We start from the raw sequence: 17885 nt of genomic DNA, 5'->3' as shown, positions 1-17885 counted from the left end.
TTGAAAGCCTTTCTGTGTGGTGCATCTATCCGAATTCGAGGCGATATCTATCCGCTTCTGAGGTGGCACGGCTCGCTCTTTATGGGAAATACATGGCGGGTTTCTTTTGTGCGTTTTTATGATGATTTTTGCATTATGCGGATAGTGATTCTGAGGCGTTGAAAGTACGGTTGTAGCCTGATCTGTAACTCTTGTGGTGCTGCGATGAATCTGCAAACTCATGCCGGGAACAATGCTGATTTTCAAGACATCCATGCGGTGCATCATGATGTACAAGGTGCGCAAGCCTGGATGGTGAATATCTGCGGCCCTCACGAGCTGAAGGCATCGTCCCCGCAGCGCCTTCATTTTCAACATGCCGGAAATGTTTTGAAGTCGATGTCTACAGTGATTGGATATATCGAATACGGTACCGATGTCACTATCGATATTGATGCGTCGGTACTCAACAGTTACAGCATCAGTCTACCCATCAGTGGTGAGCAGGAACTGAGAAAGCCAAATGAATTGCTGATGTCCGATAGCAAAAACGGAATAATCGTATCGCCTTATGATCAGCAAGAACTCTCTATTGCAGGTAATTGTCGAAAAATTCAGGTCGCCATTACGTGTACAGCAATGCACCAGGTGTTGGAGGAGCTGTTACAGCGGCCAAGGCAACAGCCGATTGTCTTCGAAACCCAAATAAGTACAAGTGATGGAGCCCCTGCCGCATGGTGGCGGCTGGTAAAATTCCTGCTTGTGGAGATGGATCAGGCACGTGATTTTCTTGGTCATGTCTCCATTACCCGTGATATTGAAAAAGCGTTGATAAAGGGTTTGATCTTGTCGCAGCCCAATAATTACTCGAGCGAATTGGCTAGCCTTTCGCAGATTCGCTGTCCTGAATATTTATTAAAAGCCAAAAAACTTATACATGAGCATGCCAGCGATGAAGTCAATTTGGACGAGGTCGGGCGGGCGGTGGGTGTCTCTCGCTTCAAGCTCTATGATGACTTCAAGAAGTATTTCGGCATCACACCCACTGTTTACTTGAAGCGATTTCGGTTGGAAGCGGTAAGGCAGGCGCTGCTGGAGGGCGGATGCAATGGAAACATTACTGCGGTGGCGATGCAGTGGGGATTTAACCACTTGGGCCGTTTCTCATCCGACTACAAGAAATTATTTTTGGAAGTGCCATCGAAGACTGTTGAGCGGAGTCGAAAGCATTGACCGTAATGGCGGATTCTAACGCTGGATTTTAATTTTTAGATTCTTTTTCTGATTCAAGCTGGTTGTATTGTCCATTGGGTTGTTTGCTGTCTGCGCTCCCGGTACAGGGTGCTTACGTTTGATAAAAATAAGAGGGGCTCATTATGAAAGCTGTTGCGCAATTACTTTGTTTGAAGTCCGAACATAATCATGATGTTTACACCGTTGCACCGGAGCAAATGGTCATCGAGGCTGTCAGGACCATGGCTGAACGGAATGTTGGCGCGCTGCCTGTCGTAGAGAACGGCGTTGTTATCGGTGTTGTCAGTGAGCGAGACTACGCGCGCAAGATGGTATTACAGGGGCGTTCCTCGGCGGGCACGCCCATCAGGACTATTATGAGTTCACCCGTGATAACGGTGGACTCTCGTCAGAGTATTGAGACATGCATGGGAATCATGACCGAACGTCATCTTCGTCATCTGCCGGTTGTAGAAAACGAAAAACTACTGGGTTTGCTGTCGATTGGTGATCTGGTCAAGGCTGCAATTACAGAACAAGAAGACCTGATTCTGCAACTCGAACAGTATATTCGCGGTCACTAATTACCTGTCCGACGATTTGCGCAAACAAAAACGCCCCGACGAGTCGGGGCGTTCCGTGTACCGCAGAGGGTTACTCGACGGCTTTGACCATGTCTTCGATGACCTTTTTAGCGTCGCCGAAGACCATCATGGTCTTGTCCAGGTAGAACAGCTCGTTATCCAGGCCGGCATAGCCGCTGGCCATCGAACGCTTGTTGACGATGATGGTCTTGGCCTTGAACGCCTCGAGAATCGGCATGCCGGCAATCGGCGATTTCGGATCGTTCTTGGCGGCCGGGTTGACCACGTCGTTGGCACCCAACACCAGCACCACGTCGGCCTGGCCGAACTCGGAGTTGATGTCGTCCATCTCGAACACCTGGTCGTAAGGCACTTCAGCCTCGGCCAGCAACACGTTCATGTGCCCCGGCATACGACCGGCAACCGGGTGGATCGCGTACTTCACGGTGATACCGCGATGGGTCAACTTTTCGGTCAGCTCTTTCAGCGCATGCTGCGCCCGCGCTACCGCCAGGCCGTAGCCCGGAACGATGATCACGGTGTCCGAGTTGGTCAACAGGAAGGTCGCGTCGTCAGCCGAACCGGATTTCACCGGGCGGGCTTCTTTCGAGCCTGCCGGGCCTGCATCCGCGGTATTGCCGAAACCGCCGAGCAATACGTTGAAGAACGAACGGTTCATCGCCTTGCACATGATGTACGAGAGAATTGCACCGGACGAACCTACCAGGGAGCCGGCAATGATCAGCATCGAGTTGTTCAGCGAGAAGCCGATACCCGCCGCCGCCCAGCCGGAGTAGCTGTTGAGCATGGACACGACGACCGGCATGTCCGCGCCACCGATCGGGATGATGATCAGCACGCCGAGCACGAAGGCCAAGGCCAGCATCAAGGCGAAGGCGGTGTAGTCGCCGGTGAGCATGAAGGTCACGCCCAGCGCCAGTGTGGCCAGGCCCAGCAGCAGGTTCAGCTTGTGTTGGCCGCTGAACTGTACCGGTGCGCCCTGGAACAGGCGGAACTTGTACTTGCCCGAGAGCTTGCCGAAAGCGATCACCGAACCGGAGAAGGTGATTGCACCGATAGCGGCGCCGAGAAACAACTCCAGACGGTTGCCCGCCGGGATCGAATCACCCAGCTGTTTGACGATACCCAGGGACTGCGGCTCAACCACGGCGGCAATGGCAATAAACACGGCGGCCAGGCCGATCATGCTGTGCATGAAGGCGACCAGTTCGGGCATCTTGGTCATTTCAACGCGTTTGGCCATGATCGAGCCGGCAGTACCGCCGATCAACAGGCCGACGATCACGTAGACGATACCGACTTGGGCCCCGCCTTGTGCAAAAGAGAGCGCGCCCAGCTTGTAGATCAAGCCGATAGTGGTGAGGATCGCCAGGCCCATGCCGAGCATGCCGAACAGGTTGCCACGGCGCGACGTGGTGGGGTGCGAGAGGCCCTTGAGCGCCTGGATGAAGCAGACCGAGGCGATCAAATACAGGGAAGTAACCAGGTTCATGCTCATGCTTGCTGCACCTCAGCCTTGGCTGCTGCGGCTTTGGCGGCCGGAGCTTTTGCCGGAGCCGCTTTTTTCTTGAACATTTCCAGCATGCGCCGGGTCACCAGGAAGCCACCAAACACGTTGACCGCGGCCAAGGTCACGGCCAGGGTTCCCATGGTCTTGCCCAACGGGGTCACGGTGAGGGCGGCGGCGAGCATGGCGCCGACGATCACGATGGCCGAGATGGCGTTGGTGACCGCCATCAGTGGCGTGTGCAGTGCAGGTGTCACGTTCCAGACCACGTGGTAGCCGACATAGATCGCCAGCACGAAGATGATCAGGTTGTAGATACCGTGAGAGATCAGCATGTCTTCCATTGTTTTTATCCTCAGCCGTTCTTGCGCACAATCTGGCCGTCGCGGCACATCAGGCACGCGGCGACGATATCGTCTTCAAGGTTGATCTCGAACTGGCCTTCTTTGGTGAAGACCAGCTTCAGGAAGTCCAGCAGGTTGCGGGCGTACAGCGCCGAAGCATCGGCCGCCACTGCGCCGGCCAGATTGGTCGGGCCCACGATGGTCACGCCATTTTCGACGACCACCTGGTCGGCCACGGTCAGCGGGCAGTTGCCGCCCTGGGCGGCTGCCAGGTCGATGACCACTGAACCCGGCTTCATCTGTGCCACGGTTTGCGCGCTAAGCAGCGTCGGTGCCTTGCGGCCCGGAATCAGTGCTGTGGTGATGACGATGTCAGCCTGCTTGGCGCGTTCGTGTACGGCCGCGGCCTGACGTTGCATCCAGCTCGCCGGCATCGGCCGCGCATAACCGCCGACACCGACGGCGCATTCACGTTCTTCGTCGGTCTCATAAGGCACATCGACGAACTTGGCGCCGAGGGATTCGATCTGCTCTTTTACCGCAGGACGCACGTCAGACGCTTCGATCACCGCACCCAGGCGTTTCGCGGTAGCGATGGCCTGCAAACCGGCCACACCGGCACCGAGGATCAGCACGCGGGCCGCTTTCACAGTGCCCGCAGCGGTCATCAGCATCGGCATGAAACGAGGGTAGTGGTGAGCGGCCAACAGCACGGCTTTATAGCCGGCGATGTTGGCTTGCGAGGACAGCACATCCAGGCTCTGTGCGCGGGAAGTGCGCGGCGCCGCTTCCAGGGCAAAGGCGGTAATGCCGCACTCGGCCAGCTTGGCGATGGTTTCGTTATTGAACGGATTGAGCATCCCGACCACAACGGTGCCGCTCTTTATCAGCGCAAGCTCGCTGTCGCTGGGAGCGACCACCTTCAAAATCAGCTCTGCACCAAACGCGTCGCTGGCACTGCCAATGGCTGCGCCTGCGGCTTCATAGGCACTGTCGACAACGCTGGCATTAACGCCGGCGCCGCTTTGTACAGTGACCTTATGACCCTGGCTGATCAGCTTCTTGATGGTTTCCGGGGTAGCAGCAACCCGCGTTTCACCGGTCTGGGTTTCGAGAGGAACACCAATGTGCACGTCAAATCTCCTGCGTGATCTTATTGAGTAAACCCATGCACTACGGATAAATGGGGACGGCAGGGACGGCCGATCAGCGCGACTCCGCCAAATCAGAACGATCAATCATCCGAACACTGGCAAAAGTCGATTCGTTTCGTGCCTGGTCGAGCGCTGTCAGCGGTCTAGTCGATGACTGCTGCGTAGTCGCAAGCATTGCCGGTATGCGACTCATTTCAGAGCCGGAACGCTCGTCGCTTGGTGGAACACCAAAGTACTCGCGATAGCATTTGGAAAAGTCAAAGAGCGATTACGGCCGCAGACACAGGAGCTTGTAATACCCCCCAGCCTCGGCGTAGGGAGTATCAGGTTCAGCGCAAATACCTCCTTGGTTTTATCCCACCGACGTCGCCCTTGCATCCCGCGCAGGCTCACGCGATGTCACAAGACCAATAAAGGAAATCGCCAGCGCCAGGCCAATGGTCGTGCTCACTTCGGTACGGTGTTCAGGGGTGACCATCATGACCGCCAGCGCTGCGCAAATGAACGCGATCACCAGCCACGTCAGCCATGGAAACAGCCACATGCGAAAGGTCAGCTCGATGTTCTGCCGACGTAACATCCGGCGCATGCGCAGCTGCGACACCGCAATGGCCAGGTACACCAGCAAGGCAATGGCGCCGGAACTGGCCAGCAGGAAGTCAAACAGTCCGGCGGGCATGAAGTAGCTCCACACGGTGATCGCCGCGCCCAGCACGGTGCTGGCGATGACTGCTGCCCGCGGCACGCCTTCGGAGGAGGTCGCCTTCAGCGCCTTCGGCGCATCGCCACGACGGCCCAGCGAGTACAGCATGCGCGAGGCAATGTAGATCGAGGAGTTCATGCAACTGGCCACGGCAATCAGTACTACTACGTCCACCATGAACTTGGCATGAGGAATGTTCATGATTTCCAAGGCCCGCTGATAAGAACCTACCGAAGCCAACAGCGGATCATTCCAGGGCACCACGGAGATGACCACGAAAATAGACAGCAGGTAAAACACCCCGATGCGCCAGATCACCGAACGCGTGGCCTTGGCAATATTCTGTGCGGGGTTACTGGATTCGGCGGCGGCAATGGTGACTGCCTCGGTCCCGATGAAGCTGAACATAATGGTGATGAAGGCGCCGACTACTGCTGACAGGCCGTTGGGAGCAAATCCGCCGTGCTCGGCCATCAGGCCGCTCAATCCGCTGACTTCCCGATCGGGAACCCAGCCCATCAACACGGCAAAACCCACGGCGATGAAACCTATGATCGCCACGACCTTGGCCATGGCGAACCAGAACTCGAATTCGCCATACTTGGACACGCTGAACAGGTTGGTCACCACCAGTGCAATGATCGACACCAAAGCAAACAGCCAGGCATCAATCCCGGGAAACCACTGATTCAACACATGACCAGCGGCCAGTGCTTCGATAGGAATCACCAGCACCCAGAACCACCAATAGAGCCAACCGATGGTGAAGCCTGCCCAACGGCCTATTGCCTGGTCGGCATAGGTGGAGAACGAGCCAGTGTCCGGATTGGCCACCGCCATTTCACCGAGCATGCGCATGACTAGAACGACGAGCAAGCCTGAGAATAGATAGGCCAGGAGGACCGCTGGGCCAGCAGCTGCAATGGCATGTCCTGAGCCAACGAACAAACCGGCGCCGATAATACCGGCGATTGACAGCATTGTTACGTGACGAGGCTTGAAGCCCTGCGCCAATTGGCCACTCGAATCCTTGGAGTTCGGGCTAATCATTGGTTTTTTTTCTCTGCTGATCGACATTTAAGCGAATTGATAGGGGCAACAGATCATCATTGTTGCCTGCTGAGCTTCCTGAAAGGGGCACCCTTCAAACGCTGCAGTTCTTATCAAACCCATCATCGCGATGTGGTTATTTCGATAAAAAGATGCGCCACCTTACCCGGCTTGTCCGATGATTCAGTTACCTGATCACGCCACCTCCGTGTCTGATATCGACATATGAATACATTGTGTTCACGACGAAAACCAGCTAGTCACTAAGTAGCCAAAGGCAATCATCTCGGTTCGTTGAGAGTTCTTTTAATAAAGTAGCGTCGACCTTGGTGTTGATGCCGATGTCGAATACACCCAGTTGCCGAGATGTCACTGACCCAGTCTGATTCCTCACAAACCGTTGCACTTTTACGTTGTTGCGATGTTGGAGGTCCATGCATGTATTCCCGGACGGGCCAAAGGTATTTTTGGCGTCTTCGGCAGTGTAAATAGTCGCAGGTATCTGAGACCTCGAACGGTGGCGACAGGCGACCGATTCGACGAGCCCTGTATTAACGCGTTTGTCGCCAGGATACCGATGGACAGGGAGGCAATCGTCTCGCGGTCCGATAGCCAAATCCACAACTGCCACCGCACTTGATAGTGACGGCCCAAGATGTGGGACCGACGCTTTCCACCCGCCCGATTTCCTTTTCCAAGCTGATATTCAAGCGCTCATGAAATTGTTGGTTTCGCTGCGCGAAGCTGGCAACTCGGCTGGCTGGACATGCCTTGCCGCATTCGAAACACAGGGAATTACCGAGGGGCGATGAAGGGCAGGTTTTAGGAAAAAACGATGGAGGAGCGCGTTAGTTTTTGAAAGGGAGGGTCAGGCGTAGTTGATCCGGTCGGTATAGGCGTTCTGGGCCATTTTGCGTTGATAGTCGCAGGGCGTTGTACTGACCAGTTTCTTGAAGTCGCGCAGGAAGTGCGATTGATCGGAAAAGCCGAGGTCGAGGGCCAGCTCCGAAAACGATACATCGTGTTGGGTATTGAGGGTGTCCAGAGCCGCTTGGCAGCGGATGATTCGGCAAAAGGTCTTGGGTGACATGCCAGTGTCCTGACTGAACTGTCGGTGCAGCGTGCGACTGGTGTACCCACTGAGGTCTTCCAGTTGCTGAATACGAATATCACCGCGGTGGCGCAGCGCCTGCTGAATGACCATGGCTGTGAGTGTTGACGTTTTACCCATCAGGCGGGGGCGAGGTAGTCGTTGAACAGCCGCATCTGATCGCCCAGCAGCGGTGCTTGAACGATATTTTCGAAGATGTGCTGGGCGAACCCCGAGACCTCCAGCAGGTCGAGTTCCCGTTCGGTCAATTCTTCGGCCAGCACATTGATAAATCCGGGAATGACGCCCGGTGAAAAGCGCACGCCGAAGTAGTGATGGTTCTGGTGTAACTCGACCGCTTGGGCAGCCAGCGGCGTGCCACAGATCCGGGCGGTAGGGCGTGTTGCATCACAGTCGAAAACAATATCCACGCAACCGTCCGGCACGGCCAGCAGGTTGGCTGATTGAGCCACATCGAAGGCATAGAAATGCGAGATCGCCGGGTGTTCGGAGGGCATGACCGAATACCGTGAAGAGTTGAGCACGAACCAGGGCTGTTCGTTCGCAGTGTGGTGCCGAGGAGTCGGCGCGCACTGTTTGATCATGGTTGCACCTTCGATAGACAGCGATACGGGAATTTTCTCGCATTAATCGCGCCAACTATTGCGCGCGGGCCAACCGGGCATGTCCGAAATTTACAATACCGCCGAAAAACGCGCCCTGATACTCGACGTCGACAGCGTGGAGCTGTGCCTACCGCAGCGATATCACCTTCAGCCGAGAACAATTATGTCAACAAATACAAAAATCGACTTCATCTACCTCTCCGAGCAGGACATGATCCGCGCGGGCGTGACAGACATGCTGGCGTGCGTGAACACCATGGAAGAGATGTTCGGCCTGCTCTACGCCGGTGACTATCGCATGGCCGGGCCGAACAATGACTCCCATGGCGCGATGGTGATCTTCCCGCAGGATTCGCCCTTCCCGAACATGCCCAAGCCCACGGCTGACCGGCGCATGATGGCCATGCCTGCCTACCTGGGCGGCAGCTTTTGCACCGCAGGCGTGAAGTGGTATGGCTCCAATATCGCCAACCGCGAAAAAGGTCTGCCGCGCTCCATTCTGATGTTTACCCTGAACGATCCCGACACCGGTGCACCGCTGGCCCATATGTCTGCCAACCTGCTGTCCGCGTACCGCACCGGTGCGATTCCCGGCGTGGGTGCGCGTCACCTGGCACGCAAGGACTCGAAAGTCGTCGGCCTGCTCGGCCCAGGTGTGATGGGCAAGACCACGCTGGCGGCATTCATCGCGGTATGCCCGCATATCGACACACTGAAGATCAAAGGTCGTGGCCAGAAGAGCCTCGATAACTTTATCGCCTGGGTCAAGGAAACCTACCCACAAGTGACCACGATCGAAGTGGTCGACACCCTTGAAGAGGTGGTCCGCGACTCGGACCTTGTTACTTATTGTAGCTCCGGTGCGGTGGGCGACCCCGCGACCTACCCAATTGTGAAGCGCGAATGGGTCAAGCCAGGTGCCTTCCTGGCGATGCCTGCATCCTGCTCCCTTGACGACGGGATGGAACAGCGCGACGTACGCAAGGTGCTGGACAACACCGGTCTCTACCAAGCCTGGTTTGAAGAACTGCCCAAGCCTGCGCATCACTGCGTGCCGGTGATTGGCGTGCGCTTCATGGACATGATTGCCGAAGGCAAGATGCGGCTCGAAGACGTCGAGGACATTGGCAAGATCATCGCCGGCGCCGCGCCAGGCCGTAAGAACGATGAAGAAATAATCATCATGTCGGTGGGCGGCATGCCCGTGGAAGACGTGGCCTGGGGCACGGTGGTGTACCGCAACGCCATCGAAAAAGGCATCGGCGTCACCTTGAACCTGTGGGAAACCCCGGTTCTGCGCTAAGCCAACCATCACTGATATTGACGAGGCATTCGACATGACAAAAATCATCAAGCTCAAGACCGGTTCCCCGTTTGAAGATCAGGCCAGCTATTCGCGCCTGGTGGTCGTGGACAACTGGATCTACGTGTCCAACACCGCGGGCCGCAACCCGCAGACCAAGCTGATTCCGGAAGATATCCTCGAACAGACGCATCAGGTATTCGCCAACATCGAGGCGGCCCTGGTGGCTGTCGATGCGAGCCTGGCTGATGTGGTGTGTTCGCGGGTGTTCATCCAGGACCCCAAGGACGTACCGGCGGTGATGACCCTGATCGGCGAAAAGTTTCGCGGCGTTAACCCGGCCAGCACCGTCACCTGTCCGCCCTTGGGGTCGACGGTCTACAAGGTTGAACTGGAAGTGACGGCGTATCGCAACGCGTCGAAGGCGCAAGTTGAAGTCATTCGCCTGTCGCAGTGACCGTCACGCGGCCGTGCGCATGCGCGGCTTACCTCATTCGCTTACCGAGTCTTGATCATGGCACCGACTATAGCGCCCGTGAAAACGTCTACCGTGTTTCCCTCCGCAACCTCCGTCGTCATCATTGGCGGCGGGATTATCGGCCTGACCGCTGCGTTGACATTGGCCGAACGCAATATTGCGGTGGTGGTGCTGGAAAAAGGCCATATCGCCGGTGAGCAGTCGTCACGCAACCTGGGCTGGGTACGCAAGACCAGCCGCCACGCGGCCGATATACCCCTGGCCCTCGCCGCGGATCGCTTGTGGGCGCAGATGCCAGAGCGGGTAGGGGCGGATGTCGGGTATCGCCAGGAGGGCATCATGTTCGTGGGCCGCAACCCATCGCAGATGGCGATGCATGAGGGATGGCTCAAGTCGGTGGAGCATTTGTCGCTGGATTCACGCCTGCTCAGCAAGCGCGAGATTGACGCGCTGGTGCCGGGCGGCGTGGGTGATTGGGCCGGCGGCATCTTTACGCCATCCGATGCGCGTGCCGAACCGACGCTGACAAGCAGCGCCATCGCCAAGGCTGCCATGGCCATGGGTGTGGTGATTATCGAGCAGTGCGCGGTGCGTACGCTGCAAATGTCCGCCGGTGTGATCAGTGGCGTGGTCACGGAGAAAGGTGAGATTCGCTGTGATCATGTGCTGCTCGCAGGGGGGATGTGGTCACGGCGCTTTCTGGGCAACCTCGGTGTGTCGTTGCCGACCTTGCCCTTGACCTGCTCGGTGCTGCGTACCCACCCAATGGAGGGACCGACGGAAATTGCTGTCGGTGCACCTGATTTTTCGTTTCGCAAGCACAGGGACGGCGGCTTCATCATTACCCAGCGCGGCAAACTGGATGCCTTCCTGACACTCGATCACTTGTTGCTCGCCAAGCGATATATGCCGCAGTTCCGTGCGCAACGCAGCGTTCTGAACGTGTCGTTGGGCAAACCTTTTTTCAATGACCTGGCGCTTGCCCGGCGTTGGAAATCCGACAGCGTCAGCCCGTTCGAGCGCGTCAGGGTTCAGGACCCGGCCGCCAACCCGCGGCTCAACAACGACGCGATGAACAACCTCATGGCGGCCTGGCCGGTCTTTGAACAGGCGCGGATCGCCCAGGCCTGGGCAGGCACTATCGACGTCACGCCGGATTCGAATCCAGTCATAGGGCCGGTCGCGCAGATTCCGGGGCTGACGGTGGCCACCGGATTCTCGGGGCACGGTTTCGGCACCTCGCCGGCGGCAGGCCACCTCGCGGCGGATCTCGTCAGCGGTCATACGCCGATCATTGATCCAAGCCCTTATCGGTTCGATCGTTTCTAGGTCGGTCGAAGCCACGCATAAAGGAACCAACCGATGCCTTCTGACAGCTATGCCGTTTGACGATGAAGACGCGGTTTGAGATCTTCACCGTCCTTTGACCTGACCTCTCAAAGATAGTCACGCGGCTTCGCTCGGCAGGCGCATCAGTGCGGCCGGGCGAAGCCGCTATTCCATTAACAACAGATAGCAGGGGGAGGCGTGGCCATCAGCGGCGTAGCAGGCATTCGTCACCCTCTAACAACAACCGTTCTTCTCTTTAGTGCCCGTTGAAGTCCAGTACCGGCCGAGGGCGGCCGGCCTTGAAGGCACCTGGAGCGCGGCCCCTTTCGTGCCAATGGCTACAGACACGCTGGTCATCCGAAATGCGCGGATCGCTATTCAGACATTCACCCCTTTTCAATAAGCCAAATGTACTCAGTAGCGTTATTGGTTCTACCCCATTATTTCGCCACTCTTATCGCTATAACTTAATTATTATTCGGGACTCTATCCATGCCTTTGATCGACGTGATATTTGCTGAGGGATCAATCTCTCCAACCGCACAAAAACAACTCGCCAAAACGTTGTGGTCCACTGCATTGCACTGGGAGGGGATAGAAATTAATGAGACGTCCGCTTCCGTCGCCTGGGTGTAACTTGACGAGCGTCCTAAACACCATATTACTGTTGCGGGAAACCTGCCTGGGCAGAATATCTACCGGATCAATTGCCGAGTCATGGCTGGGTTCATGGATCAAGCTCGCGTAGACCGACTTACAACATCGTCAATCTGGAATTGGCCCATGAGATGCATCGCTCGGCGAGAGCGTGGGGATTGGGCCCGAGCATTACCTGGGCTGCATTTGATCTGGGCAGTGTGCGAGCGCGCATCCGCGGTGCCAATGCCAACGCCGAAGGCGCCTTGGCCACCTATGAACAGCAAGTGCTGCTGGCGCTGGAAGAGTCAGAAAATGCGTTCAGTGACTATGGCAAACGCCAGCAACGCTTACTGTCGCTGATCAAGCAAAGCGAGTCGAGCCGTGCAGCAGCGGACCTGGCGGCGATCCAGTACCAGGAAGGGACGGTGGACTACCTGGTTTTGCTGGATGCACAGCGTGAGCGGCTGAGCGCTGAGGATGCTCAGGCCTTGGGTGAAGTTGACCAATACCGAGGAATAGTCGCCATCTATAAAGCGTTAGGCGGCAGTTGGGATAGCGGTGATGGCAGGGTGGCGGGTATTGATTAATAGAACAAATTGACGACACTTCCGTCAGCCAGCCCACGTTCAGTTCGCTGAAGCCATCCACCTCTGTCCTCCTGATGCAATCGGTGGTCAGAGCGATGCAACCGGGTGGTCAGCCGACATCGTCTCGATACCAGTAACCTTCCGATAAAACGACATAAAACTCTGCCGGGGGATGTTTGTGGTACGGATAGCAAAGTTCGGGCTCCATTCCCGCCCGGGCCAGGATTCGCAGGAGTGCCTCCCGCATCACCACTCCCTGTATCAGGAGTTCTTGTTCCGACATCTGTGAGTACGACAGCATCACCTTTTACCTCTTGAACATACCAGGCAGGTCACATTGAGAATTCAGTGATACATCCATCGAGCTGTCTCTTGGATTTCTGAACGATTGAGCTCGATTCGCAATGGCCAATGCTGAAGTCGCGCCTGAAACGATTCGGTTAATTGCGAAGTAATCGAGCTGTCGCACTGACAAAAACCAGCAAAACAATCACGCAGCCAAGAGCGAATGACAAGGTGCTCAGATGGGCGACCGCCCCGATAAATACGGGACCTATCAGAATCCCCGCGTAGCCCATCGAGATGACAGCGGGGATGGCTACCGCCTGTGGCATACGTTGCTGGCGGCCCACGGCGGTAAAGAGCACAGGGACAATGTTTGAGCATCCAGCACCGACCAGAGCGTAGCCAATCAAGGGCGCGACCCAACCATCGATTCCAAGCGACACGATCATGCCCGCGGCTGCGCAGAGTCCGCCAAGCGCAACGACGCGCACGCCGCCTAGTTTGCTGACGATGGCATCTCCTGTCAGGCGGCCCACCGTCATCGCAGCGGCGAAGGATGCGTAGCCCAAGCCGGCAATGCTCGGCTCTAACCCTCGGCTCGAGACAAGGAAAACCGCGCTCCAGTCGAGGATTGCGCCTTCAGTGAGGAAGACGATGAAACAGAGCGCCCCTAAAAACAGCACAATACCCCTGGGCACCGCGAACATGGGTCCACCCCGTTCAGTGCCATAAGTCAGCAAAGCAGGCGCTGCCTTGTAAAGCGCTCCCAAAACTGTGGCAACGATGCAGAGCGCAGCAATCAACGGATGCAGGCCCAAGGTCAGCAGAGCGGTCATCGCCCCGGCGCCCACTATGCCTCCGACGCTGTAAAGGCCATGGAAGCCGGACTGAAGTGCCTCCCCGCTGTTTTTCTCGACGATGACGGACTGTATGTTCATGGCGCAATCAAGCATGCCCATACTGGCGCCGAAGATAATGACAGCGATGACCAGACCCGGCAGCCACACCAAGGTGCTCAACAGCGCAAGAACGGCACACAAGACAATCGTCGCCCAGATTACGACCGGTCGGCATCCATAGTGTGCAGTGAGATAACCAGCGAAGGGCATGGCCACAATAGATCCACCGCCAAGGCCCAGAAGAAGTAAGCCCAAGCCACCATCGTCCAGGCCTGCGCGTGCTTTAACCAATGGGACCAGAGGCGCCCACGTGGACATGAGTAAACCCGCGATAAGGAAGGCGATGCGTGTAGACATCCGCTCGCTGTGGTTAGCCGTGGGTACCAACACCGGCGATGGAGCATTCATAGTTCTCGGTAATCCTTATCGATAATCCTAGCCATCGTTTACTCGGCTTAGACAGTGCGGGTTTCGTATGTTTTTCGCGTGCCCGGGTTTCGAAACTTAACGCCTGCGCTCATACGTTGCTCTATAACTGCTTGGCGCTACGCCAAAGAAGTCACGAAAGCGCATATGGAAGTTGGCGAAACTACAGAAGCCGGTCGCAATCGCGATATCGGTGATCGGCCGATTGCTCTGCAGAATAAGCTGACGCGCACGAGTCAAGCGCAGCTCAAGGTAGTAGCGTGTGGGCGTGGCACCCACGAAACGGCAGAAGCGACGCTCTAATTGTCGTCGGGAAATGTTCACACACTCAGCCAGTTCGTCGATCGATAACGGCTCTTCGATGTGCTTTTGCATCAGTTCTAAAGCGAGCTTCAGGGTTTGTGGCAAGGTGGGGTCAGAGTCAACTATGACCGTCGATATCCCAGAGACTTCAGTGGTTTGATCACAACTGAGTATTTCCTCGACAGCATGGGTCAGCGACACGCCTTGTTTAGCGGTGATGAGCTCCAGCATCATGCGTAACGAGCTGCTGGCGCCGGCGCATGTGATACGGTTTCGATCGATTACGTGCGTTCGACAAGAGACCAGCACTTTGGGGAAAACATCCTCCATCATCGCTCGTCCATCGGGATGGAAGGCACACTCGACACCGTCCATGAGCTGAGCTTCTGCCAGGAAAAATGCGCCGTTCCACAAACCGCCCATGGTCGCGCCAAGAGAGGCGACGTTACGTAGCTTGCGCCGTAATAGCGGGTCGCTGATCAGCTTCACTCGCAAACCACCGGCGACGATGAGAACGTCGATACGATCCGGTAATTGTGATAGCTCCAGGTCTGCTGAAATTGCAATTCCCAGATCGCTCATTACCAGACGGCTCTTGATGCCGACAGTCAACACCTCAAACGCTGGTGTCTCGCTAATCAGGTTGGCGGTCACCAGCGCATCGATAGCGCCGGTAAATGACATCATCGAGAAATTGTTCAAAAGCACGAAAGCTACACGAGTCACCGCCTGCGGCTTCAATGGTTTCTCAGCCGTATAGGAGTACCCCATATTCTTGTCTTTAAGCACGCTCTCGAATACGAATGGCATAAATCCTCTTTGACCCCTGAACGAATAGCCAAGAAACCGTTGCGGAATTTAGACAGCGATTTTTGGAGCGGACAGCAACAAATCAAAGAATGATTGGCAGTCATCACTGCCGGGCAATGCTTCAACACTGTTCTTGATGGTATTGCTGAGCGTGGTTCCCAAGCTGTCATCCGCCAGTAAATGGTATTTAGCGGTAAGTTCGTCACTCGACATCGGGTTGCCGGGGTCGCCCTTGGCCGTCGCGGTTGGGCTCGTAAGACGCGTGCCGTCTTTCAGGGTAACTGTGACGCGGGAGAGAATTTCCTCAGGGAACCTGGCGGACAGGTCGGGCGCCTCATGAAGGGTTATCTTCCCGCTGATGTTCAAGATGTCCGGCGCATGAATGGAATCCCCGGTGACCTCTTTTGGCCCGAGCTTCCCGCGAACGATCAAGGCAGCCAGCGGGAACGCTAGCGCATATTGGGCTTCGTCCGCATTCTTCGGAAAATGCCCCTGCAAGCACACAGACTCGTGGAACGTTTCGACATCAATGGTTTCGATCAACTCCGCAGCGATGACTGGATGCGCACGCATCAAATCGGTCATGGCGGTGAGTGCCGGTTGAGCCCAGCGACAGACGGGCCACGGTTTGAAATATTGCTCGTCGATCTCCCAGCGGGTTCCGATGTCTTCCCAGAAAGTGGAAATCTCCAAAGGTTCAACGGTGGCGGCTGGAGCTCCGGTGACACCGAGCTGTGCCATCAGTAGAGCGTTCAGTCCGGCATACGCCCCGGCACCGTGCGCATCACGCAACATCGTTGGGAAGCTCACCAGGCGCATCATCGGGCATCTCGGGCCAAAATATTCCGCGATACCCAGCGCATGACGGAACGTCGTTTCATCAAGCTTCAGCAGGCGGGCGCCAGCGCAAACGACCCCGATCCCGGAAAAGGCACCTGAGGCATGATATTCCGGGGCCGTGGCCATCAATGCCTGGCCCGCCCGCAAGGCGGTCTCGTAACCGATGCACAGTGCGCTGAGGAATTCTTCGCCGCTGATGTCGTTGCCCTGACTGCGAAACGCGTCTACCAACGCAACAATGGCCGGGACAACGGTTGCACCCGCATGCCCCTTGGAGGTGAAGTGACCTTCATGTGCATCCAGGCTATCAACGCAGAAACCGCCTGCGTACGCGGCACCCAATGGATGTACGGCTCTGCCGTCGAACCAAAGGCGGCTGGACAGCTTGTTGGCAGCGTAGTGGGTGTCAGCGTAGGTTTTGAGCATTGCGCTGGTTTGATTGTCGCGAGCACCGGCGGCCACACCAATGATGTCGAGCAGGCAAGTTTTAACCAACTCGCGTGTATGCAGGGGCGCGTCCTGGTAACTGAAATTCTGGACGAATGAATACAACTGCATTTCATGATTCCTGATAGATGAACGCCGAAACGGATGAAAAAGTTGCCCGGGGAAGAGCAACTTTTTATGCAGATTTAAATGAAGGGACTAATTCTTTGCAGTGGCGGTATTTGCCGCGGCGCGTGCGTCTGCCAGCCAGCTGTCGTATTTCGCGCGATGGGCCGCGATCCATTCTTTAGCGTGGCGAGTAATGTCAGCTGCACTTTTTTCACCATTGTGCATTTTGAGATTTTGCGCGCTTTCATCGTCGGTAGTGATCTGCATTTCAGACAGGTACTTCACGGCCGCCGGGTTTTTCTCGGCGAACTCTTTGTTGATGACCGCTCTGACAGTGTCTACCGCGAAACCAAGGTTTTTACCATTGAAGGTAGTGTTTGTATCGTTTTTGCCTCCAGGGAGATCCGTACGCGGCACGGTTAACCAAACCACATCTTTACCTTCGACCAGAACACCGGAGATCCACTGAGGTACCCAGGTGTAATAGAGAATTGGCTTGCCTTCTTTGTAACGAGCAATGGTGTCGGCCATCAGGGCAAAATAGGAGCCCTGGTTATTGGATACGGTCTTTTCCAGGCCATAGGCTTTCATATGGTGGGCAATGATCAGCTCGCAGCCCCAACCGGGGTTGCAACCTGTCAGGTCCGCTTTACCGTCGCCGTTGCTATCGAACAGTTTGGCAATCTCTGGCTTTTTCAAATCATCGATAGAGGTGATGTGATACTGGTCAGCCGTTTTCTTATCGATCATGTAGCCCTGTAGTACGCCCGGCATAATATTGCCGATTTTCTCCATCGTTTCATCGCCGCCGGCCTTCTCGTAGAAAGATTTGTGTAGCTCCTCCCACAGATGAACCGAGAAATCAGCGTCACCATTGGCAATTGCAATCATCATGGTGGAGTATTCGGTTTCCTTAGGCGTCTGAACGTCGTAGCCCAATTCCTTGAGCCCCGCCATTGCAATCTCTCCGCGAAATCGCTCTTCGGCAATTGACGGGAAAATTGGGGTGATCGATACCCCTTTTCCGGGCTCCTGCGCCGTGGCGGCTGATGCGAAAACAGGGGAAACCGCTAGTACTAAAAGTGCCACAGAGTGAATGAATTTCTGTTTTATTCCGAAGGTTGTGAAGTTCATTATCGT

15 protein-coding genes and 2 pseudogenes are annotated in these 17885 nt (G+C 56.1%); 6 read left to right on the top strand and 11 right to left on the bottom strand.

Features of this window, described 5'->3' with window-relative positions:
* Window positions 1–204: 204 nt before the first annotated feature.
* Window positions 205–1212: an AraC family transcriptional regulator gene (locus tag ACN1C3_RS04640; RefSeq protein ID WP_419114617.1), complete on the top strand. Its 1008-nt coding sequence runs from the start codon at window positions 205–207 to the stop codon at window positions 1210–1212.
* A gap of 143 nt (window positions 1213–1355) precedes the next feature.
* Window positions 1356–1796 carry a CBS domain-containing protein gene (locus ACN1C3_RS04635; RefSeq protein ID WP_419114616.1) on the top strand — a complete coding sequence of 147 codons (441 nt, stop codon included), beginning with the start codon at window positions 1356–1358 and terminating at the stop codon, window positions 1794–1796.
* Window positions 1797–1866: 70 nt separating this feature from the next.
* Here ACN1C3_RS04635 and ACN1C3_RS04630 read toward each other — a convergent pair whose 3' ends face one another.
* The 6 genes and pseudogenes from ACN1C3_RS04630 to ACN1C3_RS04605 form a co-directional block, all read right to left on the bottom strand.
* Window positions 1867–3315, bottom strand: a complete 1449-nt coding sequence (locus tag ACN1C3_RS04630; protein WP_419114615.1) for an NAD(P)(+) transhydrogenase (Re/Si-specific) subunit beta — start codon at window positions 3313–3315, stop codon at window positions 1867–1869.
* Complete coding sequence (locus ACN1C3_RS04625) at window positions 3312–3668, bottom strand: NAD(P) transhydrogenase subunit alpha (protein ID WP_419114614.1); 357 nt, start codon at window positions 3666–3668, stop codon at window positions 3312–3314. The genes ACN1C3_RS04630 and ACN1C3_RS04625 overlap by 4 nt, the downstream gene beginning before the upstream one ends.
* Window positions 3669–3679: 11 nt before the next feature.
* On the bottom strand, window positions 3680–4801 hold the full coding sequence (locus tag ACN1C3_RS04620) for a Re/Si-specific NAD(P)(+) transhydrogenase subunit alpha (RefSeq protein ID WP_419114613.1): 1122 nt from the start codon (window positions 4799–4801) through the stop codon (window positions 3680–3682).
* A 73-nt stretch (window positions 4802–4874) separates the two neighbouring features.
* Window positions 4875–5078, bottom strand: a pseudogene (locus tag ACN1C3_RS04615) (GlxA family transcriptional regulator); the annotation flags it as partial.
* 96 nt (window positions 5079–5174) lie between these two features.
* Window positions 5175–6575 (bottom strand): GABA permease, encoded by a 1401-nt coding sequence (gabP, locus tag ACN1C3_RS04610; RefSeq protein ID WP_419114612.1) that lies wholly within the window; start codon window positions 6573–6575, stop codon window positions 5175–5177.
* Window positions 6576–7443: 868 nt separating this feature from the next.
* A pseudogene (locus ACN1C3_RS04605) lies at window positions 7444–8270 on the bottom strand (helix-turn-helix domain-containing protein).
* Between the two features lie 184 nt (window positions 8271–8454).
* Here ACN1C3_RS04605 and ACN1C3_RS04600 point away from each other — a divergent pair.
* From ACN1C3_RS04600 to ACN1C3_RS04585, 4 genes are all read left to right on the top strand, one after another.
* On the top strand, window positions 8455–9594 hold the full coding sequence (locus ACN1C3_RS04600; protein ID WP_419114611.1) for a tyramine oxidase subunit B: 1140 nt from the start codon (window positions 8455–8457) through the stop codon (window positions 9592–9594).
* A gap of 34 nt (window positions 9595–9628) precedes the next feature.
* A complete protein-coding gene (locus ACN1C3_RS04595; RefSeq protein WP_419114610.1) occupies window positions 9629–10051 on the top strand; it encodes a RidA family protein in 423 nt (140 codons plus the stop codon).
* Window positions 10052–10108: 57 nt separating this feature from the next.
* On the top strand, window positions 10109–11401 hold the full coding sequence (locus ACN1C3_RS04590; protein ID WP_419114609.1) for an NAD(P)/FAD-dependent oxidoreductase: 1293 nt from the start codon (window positions 10109–10111) through the stop codon (window positions 11399–11401).
* Window positions 11402–12108: 707 nt separating this feature from the next.
* Window positions 12109–12627 carry a TolC family protein gene (locus ACN1C3_RS04585; protein WP_419114608.1) on the top strand — a complete coding sequence of 173 codons (519 nt, stop codon included), beginning with the start codon at window positions 12109–12111 and terminating at the stop codon, window positions 12625–12627.
* Between the two features lie 109 nt (window positions 12628–12736).
* On the opposite strand, the gene ACN1C3_RS04580 is transcribed toward ACN1C3_RS04585, so the two are convergent.
* From ACN1C3_RS04580 to proX, 5 genes are all read right to left on the bottom strand, one after another.
* A complete protein-coding gene (locus ACN1C3_RS04580; RefSeq protein WP_419114908.1) occupies window positions 12737–12835 on the bottom strand; it encodes a dimethylsulfonioproprionate lyase family protein in 99 nt (32 codons plus the stop codon).
* Between the two features lie 232 nt (window positions 12836–13067).
* Entirely contained in the window at window positions 13068–14219 is a 1152-nt protein-coding gene (locus ACN1C3_RS04575) for an MFS transporter (RefSeq protein WP_419114607.1), read from the bottom strand.
* A gap of 96 nt (window positions 14220–14315) precedes the next feature.
* Window positions 14316–15350, bottom strand: coding sequence for a GlxA family transcriptional regulator (locus tag ACN1C3_RS04570; RefSeq protein ID WP_419114606.1), 1035 nt, complete (start codon window positions 15348–15350; stop codon window positions 14316–14318).
* Window positions 15351–15398: 48 nt separating this feature from the next.
* Window positions 15399–16748 carry an MmgE/PrpD family protein gene (locus tag ACN1C3_RS04565; protein ID WP_419114605.1) on the bottom strand — a complete coding sequence of 450 codons (1350 nt, stop codon included), beginning with the start codon at window positions 16746–16748 and terminating at the stop codon, window positions 15399–15401.
* A gap of 87 nt (window positions 16749–16835) precedes the next feature.
* The gene (proX, locus tag ACN1C3_RS04560; RefSeq protein WP_419114604.1) at window positions 16836–17879 is read right to left on the bottom strand and encodes a glycine betaine/L-proline ABC transporter substrate-binding protein ProX; all 1044 of its coding nucleotides are present in this window, start codon (window positions 17877–17879) and stop codon (window positions 16836–16838) included.
* Window positions 17880–17885: the final 6 nt, after the last annotated feature.

This window comes from Pseudomonas sp. H11T01, from assembly GCF_048515765.1.
GTDB lineage: Bacteria > Pseudomonadota > Gammaproteobacteria > Pseudomonadales > Pseudomonadaceae > Aquipseudomonas.
Note: the sequence above shows the minus strand (reverse complement) of the source record. Positions and strands in the feature narration are given on the sequence as shown.